The following is a 16,410-nucleotide window of genomic DNA, read 5'->3' as shown; positions in this document are numbered from 1 at the left end:
AGAGTGGTGCCCCCGATACGATTCGAACGTACGACCTTCCCCTTAGGAGGGGGACGCTCTATCCAACTGAGCTACGGGGGCAACGGGCGGCAAGTATAGAGGAAGCGGACCCGGCGCGAGAAAGCGGCGGGGCGGCGTGCTTTTTCCCAGCGCGTACGCGGTCGGCCCGCGCGGCTCGGTGTGCGTTCATCGGCATGCGCCATAGTCGGGCGCTGCGGCAAGCACGCGCTTGGCGTCACGAAACCCCAACGGCGGCTTGCCGACCATGTGGCGCGGGCCATCTGGCGATGCCCCGCCGTTCGATACGCGACAAGGGAAGAGCGAATGGAGACGAAGTCCCGACCGGCCGCCGCGCTGTGGATCACCGCGGCAGTGTTCGTACTCCTGGGCCTGGCCCTGCTGGCCGGTGGCGCGTGGCTGCTCGTGCTCGGCGGTTCGCCGTACTACGTGCTGGCCGGCGCGGTGCTGATCGCCACCGGCTGGCTGGCGTGGCGAGGGAGCGGCCTGGCGCTGGGCCTGCACGCGCTGCTGCTGCTTGCCACCTTGCTGTGGGCGATCTACGAGGTGCGCTTCGACTGGTGGCAGCTGGTGCCGCGGCTGGCGGTGTGGTTCGTGCTGGGCGCGTGGTTGCTGTTGCCGTGGGTGTCGCGGCGCCTGGAGCCGGATCCGGAAGCGGCCTTGCGCTGGGCGACGGGCACCTTGCCGCTGTGGGTGGCGATGGCCGCAAGCGTGGCGGTGGGCGCGGTGGCGTACTTCACCGACTACCACACGCTCGCCGGCGCCATGGCCGACGAGAGCGTGGGCGCGCCTCCGTCCGCCGATGCCACCGGCACGCCGCCGAACGACTGGACCGCCTACGGCCGCTCCGGCTACGGCGACCGGTACGCGCCGGCCGCGCAGATCACGCCGGAAAACGTCTCGAAACTGCAGGTGGCGTGGACCTTCCACACCGGCGACCTCAAGGGCCCCGGCGATCCCACCGAGATCGCCAATGAAGTGACCCCGCTGAAAGCCAACGGCATGCTGTACCTGTGCACGCCGCACAACATCGTGATTGCGCTCGATCCCGACACCGGCAAGGAACGCTGGCGCTACGACCCGAAGATCAACCGCGATGCCAAGGGCTATCAGCACATGATCTGCCGCGGCGTGGCGTATCACGATTCCGGCGCCTATGCCGCGCAGGCTGCGGCCGAAGGCGTGGCGCCGGTGGCGCCGCCGCCGACGCCTAAGGGTGCGGTGGTGGCCGAGGCGATCCATTTCGACAGCTGCCCGCGCCGCATCTTCGCGCCCACCGCCGATGCCACCGTGATCGCGCTCAATGCCGACAACGGCCAGCCCTGCACCGACTTCGGCGACCACGGCGCGATCGGCTTGAACCAGGGCATGGCGATGACGCGGCGCGGTTTTCTCAATCCCACCTCGCCGCCCACGGTCACGCGCAATGTGCTGATCGTGTCGGCCAGCGTCACCGACAACGAATCGACCGACGAACCCTCCGGCGTGATCCGCGGCTACGACGTCACCAGCGGCAAGCTGCTGTGGAACTGGGATGCGGCCGATCCCGCCAGCACCGAGCCGCTGCCGGCCGGCGCGCACTACAAGCACAATTCGCCGAACTCGTGGAGCGTGTCCAGCGTCGACGAGAAGCTCGGCCTGGTCTATATCCCGATGGGCAACCAGACGCCGGACATGTGGGGCGGCGACCGCTATCCCGAAGGCGAGCGTTTCAGCAGCGCGATCGTGGCGCTGGAGATCGCCACCGGCAAGCTGCGCTGGGTCTACCAGACCGTGCATCACGATCTGTGGGACATGGATATCGGCGGCCAGCCCAGCCTGGTCGACCTGGACACGCCGCAGGGCAAGCGGCCGGCGCTGGTGGCGTCGACCAAGCGCGGCGATATCTACGTGCTGGACCGGCGCGACGGCAAGCCCATCGTGCCGGCGCCGGAGCAGCCGGTGCCGCAGGGCGCGGCCACCGGCGACCGCACTTCGCCCACGCAACCGTTCTCCGCACTGAGCTTCACGCCGGAGCGTCCGCTGCGCGAAGCGGATATGTGGGGCACCAATCCCTATGACCAGCTGGTGTGCCGCATCAAGTTCAAGCGGCTGCGCTACGACGGCATCTTTACGCCGCCCTCGGAACAGGGCTCGCTGGTGTATCCGGGCAACTACGGCGTGTTCGACTGGGGCGGCGTGGCGGTGGATCCCGCGCGGCAGCTGCTGGTGGGCAATCCCAACTACATGGCCTTCGTGTCGCGGCTGATCACGCGCGAGAAGGAAGAAGCCAAGAGCGCCAAGGGTTCCACCGGCGTCGAGCACGGCCTGCAGCCGATGCAGGGCACGCCGTTCGCGGTCGACCTGCAGCCGCTGCTGTCGCCGCTGGGCATTCCCTGCCAGGCGCCGCCGTGGGGCTATGTGGCGGCGGTGGACCTGCGCACCATGCGCAAGGTGTGGATGCATCGCAATGGCACGGTGGTGGACAACGCGCCCCTGCCGATTCCGCTGCCGCTGGGCGTGCCGAGCCTCGGCGGCATGATCGCCACCGGCGGCGGCGTGGCCTTCATGGGCGCTGCGCTGGACGACTATCTGCGTGCCTACGACGTGCGCGACGGCCGCCAGCTGTGGCAGGCGCGGCTGCCCGCAGGCGGGCAGGCGACGCCGATGAGCTATGTCTCCGACCAGACCGGGCGGCAATACGTGGTGATCATGGCCGGCGGCCATGGTTCGCTGGGAACGAAGATGGGCGACGCCCTGGTCGCCTATGCGCTGCCCAAGCCGTAGGTTGGGGTGACAACCCCAACATCGCTGCGCATCGTGGATGCGACGACGTTGGGTTATCACCCCAACCTACGCCGGCGTTGATGCCTACAGCACCCGCATGAACGCCACTAGGTCCTGCTTCTCCTGCTCGTTCAACTTCGTGCCCAGCACCAGGTTGAAATACTCCACCGTGTCGTCCAGCGTCAGCAGCCGCCCATCGTGCAGATACGGCGGCGTGTCCTTGATGCCGCGCAGCGCGAAGGTTTTGATCGGGCCGTCCGCGCCGGCCATCATGCCGTTGATCATGCGTGGCTTGTAGAAGCGCTCCGCCTGCAGGTTATGCATGTTGCCGTCGGTGTAGTAGGGCGGCGTATGGCAGCCGCTGCACTGGCCCTTGCCGAAGAACACCGCCTGCCCGCGCAACTCCTGCTCGCTCGCTTTCGCGGGATCGAGCTTGCCGTCCCAGGCCAGCTTGGGCGCGGGCGGGAAATCCAGGATCTCCTGGAACTCCGCCATGAAATGCACCTGGCTGCCGCGCTCCAGAATGTTCACGCCCTTCTTGGTGGCGATCACCGGATCGCCGTCGAAGTAGGCCGCGCGCTGTTCGAACTCGGTGAAATCCTCCACCGTCTTCAAGGCGCGCTGCGAGCCGAACAGCCGCTGGATGTTCACGCCGCGCAGCGACGGTGTCTCGATGCGGTGGCGGAATTCCTGCGGGCGGATGTCACCCACCAGGTGGGTGGCGCCATTGGTGCTGCCGTTGGCATGGCAATCGAAACAGGCCACGCCCAGGCTGGGCCGCGCGGAACGCCGGTCGCCGGTGGCATTGAACTGCTGCTGCGGAAACGGCGTGACCAGCAGGCGCAGGCCTTCCAGCTGCTTCGGATTGAGAAGGCCGTTGAACAGCTCGTAGTAATTGTCCAGCGTGACCAGCTTGCCCTTGGAGACATCGCCCAGGTCCGGGCGCGTGGTGAGGAAGATCGCTTGCGGGAACTCCGGCAGGATGTGGTCCGGCAGGTCGAAGTCCAGGTCGAAGCGGGTCAGGTCGCGGTTGTCCTGCTGCTTGATCCGCTCGATCTCGAAATGCGGAAACACCATGCCGCCTTCGGGATGGTTGGGATGCGGCAGGGGCAGGAAGCCGGACGGAAACAGGTCCTTGCTCTTGATCTCGTCCGGCGACAGGTCGGCCAGCTGCTGCCAGCTGGTGCCGGAGCGGAGTTTCACGCGTACGCCTTCCTGCACCGGCTTGCCGCGCGACATGGTCACGCCTTTGGCCGGCTTGTCGGCAAGGTCGTAGCGTTCCTGCAGCAGGTTCTTCTGGCGCTGCATGACGCCGGCCTTGGCCTGCGACATGCGTTGCATGGTGGTGGCGAAATCCGGTTCGATCACCGGCGCGTAGCTGCTCGGCGGCGGCTTGCGGGAAGAGTCGGCTTGCTGGCTCTGCACCGATCCGGCCACGGCGAAGGTCACGGCGATCGCCAGCGCGAGTCGCCGTCCGTGCTTTACGGTTGCGCGTTTCATGGGGCCTCCCTTGCGTTGGGTAGCAGGCGGCCTGACGTGTCCCCCTTGGTAATGAAGCCGCCTGCCGCGAGCCTATGCCTCGCCGGCGGCCATGAATAATTGATTGATCGAATTGCACCGATCGATGATTTCTATACGCGTGAAGTACGCGTGACCGGCAGGTTCTTCAGACTTCGGCGTGCATGCCTGGCCGAGCGGAAGAGGCGGCCCATACGCTATGGGCATCCCCATGCAGCGCACGCTGCCGGCTGGCCCGCGCCAGCCACGCAAAGCCGATGCCCAGGGCGATGCCGGTGAGGTCCACGCCCAGCACCGCCAGCGACTGCGGCGTCCATGGCTGGCTCCACGCCGGCGCGTTACGGATGAGGTCGGCGATCGCCACCGCCACGTGCGCCGCCGCGGTGAACAGCAGCAACTCCACCGCGGCCCGCGCCACCGGACGCATGCAGGCATACGCCACCGCCAGCGCCACCACGCCATAGCAGGCGGCTTGCTGCGGCATGGCGGGATCGATGCCCAGCGCCTGCGCAAGCATCGTCGCCGCGAATGCCGCCGCAATCCCGGCGCAGGTGCCCAGGCACACGCCCAGGGTGGCGCGCGCCATCACCAGCGTCTTGCGCGGCTGTTCGGCGTGGCGGCGCTTGCGCCGCGATTCGATCCACAACAAATTGCCGGAATAGAACAGGAACGCGCCCGCCAGACCGAGCAGGAAATACAGCCACTGCACCGCGCGTCCGCCGAAGTTGCCGAAGTGCAGCGCATAGATCGAGGAATTGACCAGTCCGTTGACGCTGTGCGCGGCGCCCACGTGCTGCTCCAGCACCGCGCCGGTGGCGCCGTTGAGCGCGATGGTGCCGTAGGTGCCCAGCGTGCGCTCCGACACGCCGCGCACCTGCACCAGGGCGTTGGCGTCGCCGTAGTGGTCGTAGTGCACGTAGTCCGGTTCGAAGCGGGTGACGCCGAGCGACAGCGCCGAGGCGCGCGCGCGTTCGATCAGCGCCTCGGCCGAAAGCATCGGTGCCGCGCGTCCGCTGGCCTGCACCGTCGGCGCGGTGCTGATCGCCTTGGCGAAGGCATCGTCCAGCTTGCCGTCGAAGGCGATCAGGTTGAGCGCGGCGAACAGCGGCACGAACAGGCACATCAGCGCGCCGGTCACCGCGAAAATGATGTGGAAGGGCAGGCTCAGCACGCCGATGGCGTTGTGCGCGTCCTGCCATAGCCGCTTGAGGTTGCGGCCGGGGCGCAGCGCGAACAGGTCGCCCAGCAGCTGCGGCAGGTGGATCAGCAGGCCGGAGATCAGCGCCAGGCCGTAGATCACGCTGACGATGCCCATCAGGTACAGGCCCACCACCGGAATGCCCAGCGAATCGTGCAGCGCGTAGACGAAGTCGGCCAGTTGGCCGCGGGTGGCGCCTGCGTCGTCGGTGGGGCGGTCCAGCTTGTCGGCGGTGGCGAAATGTTCCTCGCCATCGTTCCAGTACGCATACGGACCCTGGGCGGTGCCCGGCGGCGCCAGCACGATGCCGAAATCCTTGGCGGCCTTCGGATGCGCGGCGAGCAGGCGGTCGATCATGGTCTGCACGGAGACGTCGCGCGCCGGTTCGCTGCGCCACGGCGGGCTTTGCCACAGCGCGATGTCGTGATGGAACACGGTGAGCGCGCCGGCATAGAACGCCACGAACAGCGCGAAGCCGGCGAGCAGGCCGGTCCAGGTGTGGACGGTCTGGAAGGTGCGGATGGTGGAGGATTTCATGCAGGCCTCAGGCGCCGGCGACGTGGCGCGACAGCCATAGCAGAGCGAACGCCGCGCCATTGGCGGCAGCCAGCATCAGCCATGCGCGCGCGCCGCTGCGGAACATATAGCTGCCCGCCATCACGCCCACCCACAGCGGGAAGAACAGCAGCAGCACGGGAATCAACCAATCCTGCCCATGCCGGGGCAGCCAGAACAGGCACAGCGCCAGCAGCATCCCCGACAGCGGAAAGCCGAGCACGGTGCCGGCCAGGCAGCGCGCGATCATCGCCGCTCCCCGCGCGAGGCATACCACGCCGCGTAGGGCAGGCCGACCCAGCCGAGCATCAGTGCGGTAAGCGCGGTGAACAGCCCCGCGCCCAGGCCCAGCACGTCGATCCACGCACCGGCGCCGCTGGCCGCGAACGCCAATGCCGCCAGCCGTATCCACGACGGCAGCGGCCGGGCGCGCAGGCGCTGCTGCGGGCTGGCCAGGTAGAACAGCAGCGCGCTGGCGAAACACAGCAGGAGGGCAGCGGGCACCATGGCTCAGAACCGGTACGTCACGTTCAACTGCCAGTTGGTGGGCGCGCCGTAGTAGCCCTGTGCCCAGTACAGGCTGGCGATGTATTTGCGGTTGGTGAGGTTGTCCAGGTTGAGCGTGGCGCTCCACGAAGGATCGAAGTCGTAGCGCGCCATCAGGCCCAGCAGCGCATAGCTGCCCTGGGTGGTGTAGATCTCGCGGCCCTGCGTATCCAGCGCCAGCTGGTCGCGCACGATGCGGTCCTGCCAGCGCAGCGAGCCGCCCACTTTCAGGCCGGGCATCCACGGCAAGCGGTAGGTGGTGTGGATGCGCAGCGTGCGGCGCGGCACGTAGGTGCGCACGTTGCGGTCCTGGTCGTCCTCGATGCCGAGCTGGGTGATGCCGGCGCTGGCTTCCCAGTCCGGGGTGATCTGGCCGGCGAGATCGAATTCGTAGCCGGTGGAGGTGGCGTTGATGCCGCGGTAGTAGTTCTGCGCGGTGGCCGGGTTGATGCCCACCGATTCGGCGTAGTTGTTCTGGCGCGAGCGGAATACCGCGAACGAGGCGTTGAGGCGGTCGTCCATCCAGGCGCCCTTGATGCCGGCTTCGAGATTGTCGCCGGTGACCGGCGCGAGCACGCGGTTGTTGACGTCCACTTCGGTCTGCGGATTGAACAGCTTGGCGTAGCTGGCATACAGCGAGTAGTGCGCGTTGAGGTCGTAGACCGCGCCGACGAAGGGCGTGGCCTTGGTTTTCTCGTACGCATGCGGCACGCCGTAGTTCTGGCCGGTGCTCTCGACATGGGTGAGGGTGGCGCCGGTGATCAGCTTCAGCGAGTCGGCCAGGTTCCAGCGCGCGGTGGCATAGGCGCTGCGGCGGCGGATGTGGAACTGCGCGCTGTTGTAGTAGGCGTTGAAGGCGGGCTTGGCGTAGCGGCCGTTCCAGTCCCACAGCGGCGGCAGCGCGGTGCCGATGTCGGTGGAGTAGCCGGAGAGCTGGTCCACGTCGCTCTTGCCCGCGTTCACGCCCAGCACCAGCTCGTGTTCGCGGCCGCCCAGCGAGAACGGGCCGCTGGCGTAGACATCGGCGTAGTACTGCTTCTCGGTGCTGTTGTACTGCGAGGGGTAGCTGAAGAGGCCCAGGCCGGTGGCCGCATCCGGCGTGCCATAGATGTAGAACAGCTCGCTGGCGCCGGCCAGGCGGCGGTAGTTGAGCGCGGCTTTCACGCTCCAGCCGTTGGCGAAGTCGTGCGACAGCGACAGGTAGGACTGCGTGTTGCTCATGTCCCAGCGCGACCAGTCGGCGGCGGTGCTGGTGGAGCGGCGGTAGTCGGTGGGGGTGCCGTCGGTGTTGTACAGCGGCAGCGCGCCCCACATCGGGCTCTTCGGCGCATTCTTCTGCCAGGTGATGCCGGCCGAGAGCAGGGTGTTGGGCGTCAGGTCCGCTTCCAGCATGCCGGCGGCCACTTTCTTACGTACCGCATAGCGGTCGAGATAGCTGTCGCTCTGTTGATCGGCCAGTACCACGCGGCCGCGCACGCTCTTCGATGCATTGAGCGCGCCGGACAGGTCGCCGTCCAGCCGCCGGTTGTTCCAGCTGCCCACGGTGGCGCCCACGCTGCCCTGCAGGTCGGCGGTGGGGCGCTTGCGCACGAAGTCGATGGTGGCCGAGGGATTGCCGGTGAACGAGAGCAGGCCGTTGGCGCCGCGCAGCACTTCGATATGGTCGTAGATGGCGGTGTCGATATCGCCTTCCTGCCCGCCGTTGGCGAACGGCATGCCCAGGCCGTCGGTCAGGAAGTTGGTGATGTCGAAGCCGCGCGCGCTGTAGTAGGTGCGGTCGGTTTCGATCTTCTCGACGTTGATGCCGGTGGTGCGGCCGAGCACGTCGTTGATGTTGTTCAGGCCGAAGTCGTCCATCTGCGCGCGCGTGACCACGCTCACCGACTGCGGCGTCTCGCGCAGCGACAGCGGCAGGCGCGTCGCACCGCTGGCGGCGGGCACGGTGTAGCCGTGGTCGTCGACATTGGCGGTGGCACTCACGCCTTCGAGCGTGGTGACGCGGCGCTGGTCCTTGTGGTCGCTGTCGGTGGCGGGCGGTTCGGTGGCGAGCGCCGGTGCGGCGAAGGCGAGCAGGCAGGCGAGGGCGAGCAGGCAGGCGAGGGCGAGAGCGCTGCGGTGGAACGAGGGAGAAGCGGGGGAGTGGCCGGCCACGGGTGCGTCCTTGGGCACGGAGCTTCCACGCGGGAGGCACCGTTGATGAAGAAGGAGCGGCTGGGTCGGCGGAGCGACGTGGCTTGCTGCGGGGTTGTCAGCCTCAAATGATAATGATTCTTATATGGAGAGGGCAAGTGTTTGGGCGGCTAAACGTGGCACAGCCGGATGAGGGGTGGGTGGTTGCGGTAGAAGATCGACGAAGCGTCGCTTGCTTTTGTGCTCCTGCTTCATCGCTCCGTAGGCCCCCTCACCCCGATCCTCTCCCCGCGGGGAGAGGGGGTAGCGTTACGGCACGACGGCCGTCGCTTCGACTTCCAGCAGCAAGCCTTCGCGCCCCAGCTTGCTCACCTCGACCAAGGTGCTCGCCGGCGGATGCTGCACGTCGACGTACTTGTCGCGCGCCGCACGCAGCGCTTTGAGCTGCGTCATGTCGGTGACGTATATGTTGAGCTTCACGACATTGCGGAAGCTCGCGCCCGACGCCTTCAGCGCCGTATCGATATTGGCGAAGACCTGCTCGGCCTGTGCCGCGAAATCGCCGGCGCCGACCAGGTTGCCTTTCGCATCCAGCGCGATCTGGCCGGACAGATACAGCGTGCGCGCGCCGGCCGGCACGTCCACCACGTGGGTATAGCCGGTGGGCTTGGACAAGCCGGCGGGATCGAGATAGCGCACGCCGGCGGGCGTATCGGCGGCATGGGCGCAGCCGGCGAAGGCGAGCACGGCAACAGCGAGACAGCAGGCGGGACGTCGCGACACGGCACACTCCTGGCGTGGGGAAACGGCAGATCATAGCCAGTGCCCGCCGCCGCTGCTGCCGGGCGCATCACCGGCCGGAAGTTACATTGCCGGGCCACATGTGCGCGTGCACCATACGCCACGCGAGTCGACGGCCCGTCGCCATGGAGTGCGGCGTTCAGGCCCCCGGCTCGACAAGGGGGCGCTGTTCCTCCATCCGGCGGAAGGCACGGCGCGAAGTCGAATCCAGGGGATGTTGGTAGCGGTCGTTGGGGAACGCCGATGGAATCGCTTCCATCGCGCGACGCGAAGCTTTGTGCTGCAAGCCGGTTCCGCACGCACCCCGAACGATCGGTCTATGCCATCCGCCCATGCTTGCTGCAAGCGGCCCCGGCGCCATGCCGCGAGTGGCCGATCGATCGACCCATAAACAGGGGTACCGCCATGAACCGCATCTACCGGCTCGTCTGGAATCGTTCGCTGCGCCTGCTGCAGGTGGCTTCCGAACTGGCGCATGCAAGCAGCGGCGTGTCCGGCCGAAGCGGGGCGCGGATTGCGCCCGTGCTGCGCGCCCTCGCGCTGGCGGTGAGCCTGGCCATGATCTCGTCGACGGCGTGGGCCGCGTGCAGCTCCAACGCCAGCGATATTCCTTCCTGCAGCGCGCCGGGCGGCGCGGGCATTCCGCAACGCACCGGTGGTGGCGGCGCGGGCAACGGCAGCGGCGGTGGCGCGAGCGTGTTCAATTCAGGCACCGGCGCAACCGACCAGGTCGTCGGTGCGCCGGCGGGTGCCAATGGCGTAGGCGGCGCGGGCGCGGCGGGCGAGAACGCCGGCGGCGCCGGCGGCAGCGTCGGCACCACCGGCGGCGGCACGCTCGACATTACTGCCACCTCGAATGGCGGCACGGGCGCGGCCGGTGCCAACGGCTTCAATTTCGCCAGCGGCGGTGGCGGCGGCGGTGCGGGCGTGACGTTTACCGCTGCCGGCATCCAGTTGAACGTGCAGGGCGGCGCGGCGGTGGCGGGCGGCAGCGGCGGCGCGGGCGGCAACGGTACCAGCGGCGGCGCCAGCAATGGCGCGGGCGGCGGCGGCGGCGGTGCCGGCGTGCTGGCGGTGGCGGACGATGCCGACATCCAGATCGATGGCCAGGTCACCGGCGGCTCCGGCGGCGCGGGCGGCAGCGGCGGCAACAACGGCGGCGGCGGCGCGGGCGGCGATGGCGTGCTGGTGCTGGGCCAGAACAGCTCGACCACCAACAGCGGCGGCATCCAGGGCGGCAACGGCGCGGTGGCAGGCACCGGCAGCGCCGACAACTCCGCGCACGGCGGCAGCGGCGGTGCGGGCGTCAACCTGGTCGGCCAGTTCGCCACGCTGCAGAACGACGGCAGCATCGCCGGCGGCAACGGTGCCGTGGGCGGACAGGGCGGCATCGGCGTGGTCACCTGGAACGGCAACACCATCGTCAACGGCCCCGGCGGCAGCATCAGCGGCGGACTCAACCCGGACGGCAGCACCGCACTGGCGATCCAGTTCAACGGCACCGGCAATGCGCTGACCATGTTCGACGGCAGCAGCATCACCGGCGGCATCGACCTCGCGGCGGGCGCGCAGGCGCGCGTGTTCGCGCAGGACGTGAACATGGTGCTGGACAACGCGATCACGCTAGGCGCCGGTTCCATCCTCACCGGCGACATGGATGGCGCGGATGGGCTGCAGTTCTCCGGCCCGATCTCCGGCGCAGGCGCCCTGGCCGTGACCGGTGCCGGCACGCTCACGCTTTCCGGCACGGGTACGTACACCGGCGGCACCTCGATCGACACCGGTTCCACCTTGCAGATCGGCAACGGCGGCACCACCGGTTCGATCGTCGGCAATGTGCACAACCTGGGCACGCTCGCCTTCAACCGCAGCGATGCGGTATCGCTGGGCGGCGCCATCGATGGCACCGGCAATCTGGAACAGAACGGCAGCGGCACGCTGACGCTGTCGGGCATCAATACGTACACCGGTTCCACCACCATCAACAGCGGCACGCTGGCGCTGAGCGGCAACGGCAGCATCGCCGCTTCGAGCGGCGTGGCAGTGAACGGTAACTTCGATATCAGCGGCACCAACGCCGGCGCTTCGGTAACGGCCATCAGCGGCGCCGGCAATATCCTGCTCGGCAGCAAGACGTTGACGCTGACCAATGCGAGCGGCAGCTTCGACGGCGTCGCGAGCGGCAGCGGCGGCCTGTCGATCGCCGGCGGCGCGCAGACGCTGACCGCCGCGCAGGCCTATACCGGCGCGACCGGCATCGGCGCCGGTGCGACGCTTGCGTTGACCGGCGCGGGCAGTATCGCTTCGTCATCGCTGGTTACTGCCGATGGCAGCTTCGATATATCCGGCACCACGGCCAGCGGCAGCAGCATCGCATCGCTCGCCGGTGCGGGCTCGGTCGTGCTGGGTGCCAAGGATCTGACCCTGACCCAGGCCAGTTCGCAGTTTGCCGGTGTCATTTCCGGCTCGGGCGGCGTCACGGTAGCCGGCGGCACGCAGGGCTTTTCCGGCGTCAACACCTACACCGGCCAGACCGCCATCGATGCCGGCGCCACGCTGGCGCTGGCCGGCGCCGGCAGCATCGCCAGTTCCAGCGGCCTGGTGAATAACGGCAACTTCGATATTTCCGGCAGCAGCGGCAGCGTGGCGATCGCCGCGCTGACCGGCAGCGGCGCGGTGGCGCTGGGTTCGCAGTACCTCAACATCACCGACGCCAGCGGCGATTTCGCAGGCGGCATCGCGGGCAGCGGCGGCCTGACCATCGCGGGCGGCACGCAGACACTGAGCGGCAGCAATGCGTATACGGGCCAGACCACCGTCGCCAATGGCGCCCTGCTCGCGCTCACCGGCACGGGCAGTATTTCCAGTTCGGCAGGCCTGGTATTGAACGGCGGCGGCTTCGACATCTCCGGCACCAGCAGCGGTGCATCGATCACCCGCCTGTCCGGCAATGGCAATGTCGCGCTGGGTGCGCAGACGCTCACGCTGACCAATGGCGGCGGCACCTATGCCGGCGTGATCGGCGGCAGCGGCGGGCTGACCGTCAGCGGTGGCACGCAGACGTTTTCGGGCGTGCAGGCATACACCGGCGCCACCAGCATCGGCAGCGGCGCCACGCTGGCGTTGAGCGGCTTGGGCAGCATCGCGGCGTCGAGCGGGGTGGCGAGCGATGGCACCTTCGATATCTCCGCCACCAGCAATGGCGCGAGCATCAGCAGCTTGACCGGCAGTGGCGCGGTCAATCTCGGTGCACAGCAGCTGACGATTACCCAGGCCAGCGGCAGCTTCAGCGGCGCCATCGGCGGTACGGGCGGCATCGAGATCGGTGCGGGCACACAGACGCTGAGCGGCAACAACGGCTACACCGGCGCCACCGCGATCGACAATGGCGCCACGCTGGCGCTGAGCGGCGCCGGCTCCATCGCGCAGTCCAGCGGTGTGGCGAACAACGGTACGTTCGATATCGCGGGAACGACCGCGGGTGCGAGCATCCAGCAGCTTTCCGGCAGCGGCGCCGTCACGCTCGGTGCGCAGACGCTCACCATCGCCAATGGCGGCAGCGCGTTCGACGGCATCATCTCCGGCAGCGGCGGGCTCACCATTGCGGGCGGCGCGCAATTCCTCAGCGGCGTCAACGCGTATACCGGGCTGACCACCATCGACAGCGCCGGTACGCTGGCCTTGTCCGGCAACGGCAGCATTGCCGCGTCGAGCGGGGTGGTGGCGAATGGCCTGTTCGACATCACGGGTGCGACGAACGGCGCATCCATCGCCACGCTCAGCGGCAGCGGCGCCAACAGCCAGGTCAATCTGGGCTTGCACACGCTCACCTTGACGCAGGCGGCCGGCAACTTCGGCGGCAACATCACTGGCGCGGGCGACCTGGTCGTGGCCGGCGGCACGGAGACGCTCAGCGGCAGCAATGCCTATACCGGTGCCACCACGATCCAGCAGGGCGCCACGCTGGCCTTGACGGGGACGGGCAGCATCGCGGCGTCGAGCGGCGTGGCGAATGGCGGCAGCTTCGATATCTCGGGTACGACGGCCGGTGCGAGCATCAAGGCGCTCACCGGCAATGGCGGCGTGAATCTCGGTGCGCAGACGTTGACGCTCACCAGTGCAAGCGGCAGCTACGACGGCGCGATGACAGGAACCGGCGGCGTTGCCATCACCGGCGGTACGCAGGCTTTCAGCGCCGCGCAGGCGTACAGCGGCCAGACCGCGATCGGCACCGGCGCCACGCTGGCACTGACCGGCGCGGGCAGCATCGCTTCCTCCAGCGCGGTGACGGTCGACGGCACGCTCGACGTGACGGCCGCGAACACCGGCGCGACGATCCACGCGCTTGGCGGCGGCGGTGCGGTGAACCTCGGCAGCCAGGCGCTCACGCTGGTGGGCAGTGGCCAGTTCGGTGGCGCGATTTCCGGAGCGGGCGGTCTGAACGTCGCCGGTACCGAAACGCTGACGGGCAATAACGCCTATACCGGCGCAACGACCGTCAGCGGCGCTCTCGCGCTGCAGGGCGGCGGCAGCATCGCGGCATCCAGCGGGCTTGCGCTGGCGAACGGCACCTTCGATATCGCCGCGAGCAGCAGCGGCGCATCGGTCGCCAACCTCACCGGCACGGGCAGCGTGAATCTCGGCGGCAGCGTGCTGACGATCATGCAGGCCGCCGGCACGTTCGACGGGGTGATCGGCGGCGCGGGCGGACTGACGCTGGGCGGCGGCACGCAGACGCTGACCGGCGTGAACACCTACACCGGCGCGACCACTATCAACGGCGCCACGCTGCTGCTGCAGGGCGGCGGCAGCATCGCGGCATCGAGCGGCGTCACGCTCGCCAATGGCAACTTCGATATCTCGGCGACCACGTCCGGTACGTCGATCGCCGGGTTGGCCGGTACCGGCAGCGTGAATCTCGGCAGCCAGTCGCTGACCCTGACGCAGGCGAACGGCAGCTTCGGCGGAGCGATCGGCGGTACGGGCGGGCTGAGCTTGAGCGGTGGCACGCAGACATTGACCGGCGCCAATACCTACACCGGCGCCACCACCGTCACCGGCGGCACCCTGGCCCTGGCCGGCAGCGGCTCGCTGGTGCCGGCGACGGCGCTCGCCTTGAACGGCAGCGGCGCGAGCTTCGATATCTCCGCCGCCGGCGCGCAGACCATCGCCACGCTGGCCGGCGTCGGCGGCAGCCGCGTGGCGCTCGGCGCCAACACCTTGAACCTCGGCGGCGGCACGTTCGCCGGCAGCTTCACGGGCAGCGGCGTGTTGAACAAGCAGGGCAGTGCGGTGCTGACCGTCAATGGCGACAGCAGCGCGTTCACCGGCAAGACCAATGTGACGGCTGGCACGCTGGCGGTTGGCGATGCCAGTTCGCCCGGCGCGGTTCTCGGCGGCGACGTGGCGGTGGGCGCGCAAGGCAAGCTGCAGGGCCATGGCAGCATCACCGGCAGCGTCACCAACGACGGCATGGTGGCGCCGGGTGGATCCATCGGTACGTTGACGGTGGCCGGCAACTACGCGCAGTCGGCGAACGGCACGCTGTCCATCGAAGTGAGTCCGACCGATGCCTCGTTGCTGAAGGTGGGCGGCAACGCCAGCCTGGGCGGCACGCTGGCGCTTATCTACGATCCGGGCACTTATGCCGCGCACCAGTACACCATCGTGACGGCGGGCGGCAGCGTCACCGGCACGTTCGGCAACGTCACCAATACGTATGCCAATGGCGCCGCGCTCGGCACGCTTACGCCCACGGTCACCTACGGCGCGAACCAGGTCGGCCTGAACCTGGCGACGCCGACCGGCCCGAGTGGGCCGACCGGGCCAACCGTGATCGCACCCACGCAGACCTCCAACTACGCCGCGCTCGGCACCGCCGCGCTGCTGCGCGCGCAGTCCGCCAATGCTTCGCTGGTGGATCGCGCGCTGCTCGATGACCGGTCGCGCAAGGGCGACGGCCTGTGGGTGACCGCATCGGGTGCCGGCACCGATATCGAAGGACGCAGCGGGCAACCCGGTTTCCACATGGACCAGTACGGCCTGATGATGGGTGTGGATCGTCCGCTGGGCGATGCCACCGTCGGCGTTGCGGCGGGCTTCTCGCACAGCAACCTGCGCGAGAACGTGACCGGCGACACCGCGCAGACCGACACCGTGCGCCTGGCCCTTTACGGCGCGCAGCCGCTGGGTGCGGTGCGCCTGTCCGGCACGGTGGGCTACGCCTTCGACGACCTCTCGCAGAAGCGCAACTTCGGCGGCATCGGCGTGGCCGAAGGCGATCACGTGGGGCACGAATTCACCGCGGCGCTGCAGGCGGCCATGCCGCTTGCGGTGGGCGGCGGCACGCTGACGCCGAGCATCGGCGCGCGCTACGCCTACTTCCACGGCAATGCCTTCGGCGAAGACGGCGCGCGCGGGCAGAACCTGCGCGTAGGCGTGGACAGCGCGCGCAGCCTGCAGCCGTATGTCGGGCTGTCGTTCGACCGGTCCTTCGACAACGACGGCAAGCCGCTGGATCTGCAATTGCGCGCCGGCTACGCCACCGAAACCGCCGGCCGCCACCGCGGCGTGACGGTGGCGGCGCAGGACGGCACCTTGTTCGCCGCACCCGGCACGGATCTGCCGCGCTCCTACGCCACGCTGGGCGCGAGCGTGGCGATGCATCCGACGCGGGCGTCGACCTTGTCGCTGAGCTACGACGCGCTGCTCAAGGTGGGGCATGCGTCGGCGCAGGCGGCGTCGGTGATGTTCAGTTACCGGTTCTGAGGCGAGGGAGCGCCGGTCGGACTTCTGTCCGGCGCTGATGCTGAGTCGATTGAGCTATCCCAATGATCTGGATAGCTCGATCGTCTAAAAAATCAACTTCATTGTTGATT

8 protein-coding genes and 1 tRNA gene are annotated in these 16,410 nt (G+C 68.6%); 2 read left to right on the top strand and 7 right to left on the bottom strand.

Annotated elements, in window-relative coordinates:
• Window positions 1–4 precede the first annotated feature (4 nt).
• A tRNA-Arg gene (locus tag FHW85_RS06105) sits at window positions 5–81 on the bottom strand.
• 243 nt (window positions 82–324) lie between these two features.
• Here FHW85_RS06105 and FHW85_RS06100 point away from each other — a divergent pair.
• The gene (locus FHW85_RS06100; protein WP_168647663.1) at window positions 325–2,784 is read left to right on the top strand and encodes a membrane-bound PQQ-dependent dehydrogenase, glucose/quinate/shikimate family; all 2,460 of its coding nucleotides are present in this window, start codon (window positions 325–327) and stop codon (window positions 2,782–2,784) included.
• 84 nt (window positions 2,785–2,868) lie between these two features.
• Here the strand turns inward: FHW85_RS06100 and FHW85_RS06095 are convergent, their stop codons facing one another.
• The 6 genes from FHW85_RS06095 to FHW85_RS06070 all read right to left on the bottom strand — a co-directional run bounded on the left by FHW85_RS06095 (window position 2,869) and on the right by FHW85_RS06070 (window position 9,514).
• On the bottom strand, window positions 2,869–4,284 hold the full coding sequence (locus FHW85_RS06095) for a cytochrome B6 (protein WP_167255566.1): 1,416 nt from the start codon (window positions 4,282–4,284) through the stop codon (window positions 2,869–2,871).
• Window positions 4,285–4,450: 166 nt separating this feature from the next.
• Complete coding sequence (locus FHW85_RS06090) at window positions 4,451–6,037, bottom strand: PepSY-associated TM helix domain-containing protein (RefSeq protein WP_168647662.1); 1,587 nt, start codon at window positions 6,035–6,037, stop codon at window positions 4,451–4,453.
• 7 nt (window positions 6,038–6,044) lie between these two features.
• Entirely contained in the window at window positions 6,045–6,305 is a 261-nt protein-coding gene (locus tag FHW85_RS06085; RefSeq protein ID WP_168647661.1) for a hypothetical protein, read from the bottom strand.
• On the bottom strand, window positions 6,302–6,562 hold the full coding sequence (locus tag FHW85_RS06080; RefSeq protein ID WP_167255560.1) for a hypothetical protein: 261 nt from the start codon (window positions 6,560–6,562) through the stop codon (window positions 6,302–6,304). Before FHW85_RS06080 ends, FHW85_RS06085 begins: the two co-directional genes overlap by 4 nt.
• A 3-nt stretch (window positions 6,563–6,565) precedes the next feature.
• Complete coding sequence (locus FHW85_RS06075; protein ID WP_343203674.1) at window positions 6,566–8,770, bottom strand: TonB-dependent siderophore receptor; 2,205 nt, start codon at window positions 8,768–8,770, stop codon at window positions 6,566–6,568.
• 270 nt (window positions 8,771–9,040) lie between these two features.
• Entirely contained in the window at window positions 9,041–9,514 is a 474-nt protein-coding gene (locus FHW85_RS06070; RefSeq protein ID WP_210427712.1) for a RidA family protein, read from the bottom strand.
• Between the two features lie 423 nt (window positions 9,515–9,937).
• Here FHW85_RS06070 and FHW85_RS06065 point away from each other — a divergent pair, with 423 nt between their 5' ends.
• Window positions 9,938–16,300 carry an autotransporter-associated beta strand repeat-containing protein gene (locus FHW85_RS06065; RefSeq protein ID WP_168647660.1) on the top strand — a complete coding sequence of 2,121 codons (6,363 nt, stop codon included), beginning with the start codon at window positions 9,938–9,940 and terminating at the stop codon, window positions 16,298–16,300.
• Window positions 16,301–16,410: the final 110 nt, after the last annotated feature.

Source organism: Dyella sp. SG609 (assembly GCF_012275375.1).
In the GTDB taxonomy this organism is placed as follows: Bacteria; Pseudomonadota; Gammaproteobacteria; order Xanthomonadales; family Rhodanobacteraceae; genus Dyella_D; species Dyella_D marensis.
The sequence above is the reverse complement of the archived record's forward strand: the minus strand, read 5'-3'. Positions and strand labels throughout refer to the sequence as shown.

What these genes read in the sequence shown, in the direction of transcription:
- FHW85_RS06090 (WP_168647662.1), bottom strand. Translation starts at nt 6,037, where the DNA reads ATGAAATCCTCCACCATCCGCACCTTCCAGACCGTCCACACCTGGACC.
- FHW85_RS06095 (WP_167255566.1), bottom strand. Translation starts at nt 4,284, where the DNA reads ATGAAACGCGCAACCGTAAAGCACGGACGGCGACTCGCGCTGGCGATC.
- FHW85_RS06065 (WP_168647660.1), top strand. Translation starts at nt 9,938, where the DNA reads ATGAACCGCATCTACCGGCTCGTCTGGAATCGTTCGCTGCGCCTGCTG.
- FHW85_RS06080 (WP_167255560.1), bottom strand. Translation starts at nt 6,562, where the DNA reads ATGGTGCCCGCTGCCCTCCTGCTGTGTTTCGCCAGCGCGCTGCTGTTC.
- FHW85_RS06100 (WP_168647663.1), top strand. Translation starts at nt 325, where the DNA reads ATGGAGACGAAGTCCCGACCGGCCGCCGCGCTGTGGATCACCGCGGCA.
- FHW85_RS06085 (WP_168647661.1), bottom strand. Translation starts at nt 6,305, where the DNA reads ATGATCGCGCGCTGCCTGGCCGGCACCGTGCTCGGCTTTCCGCTGTCG.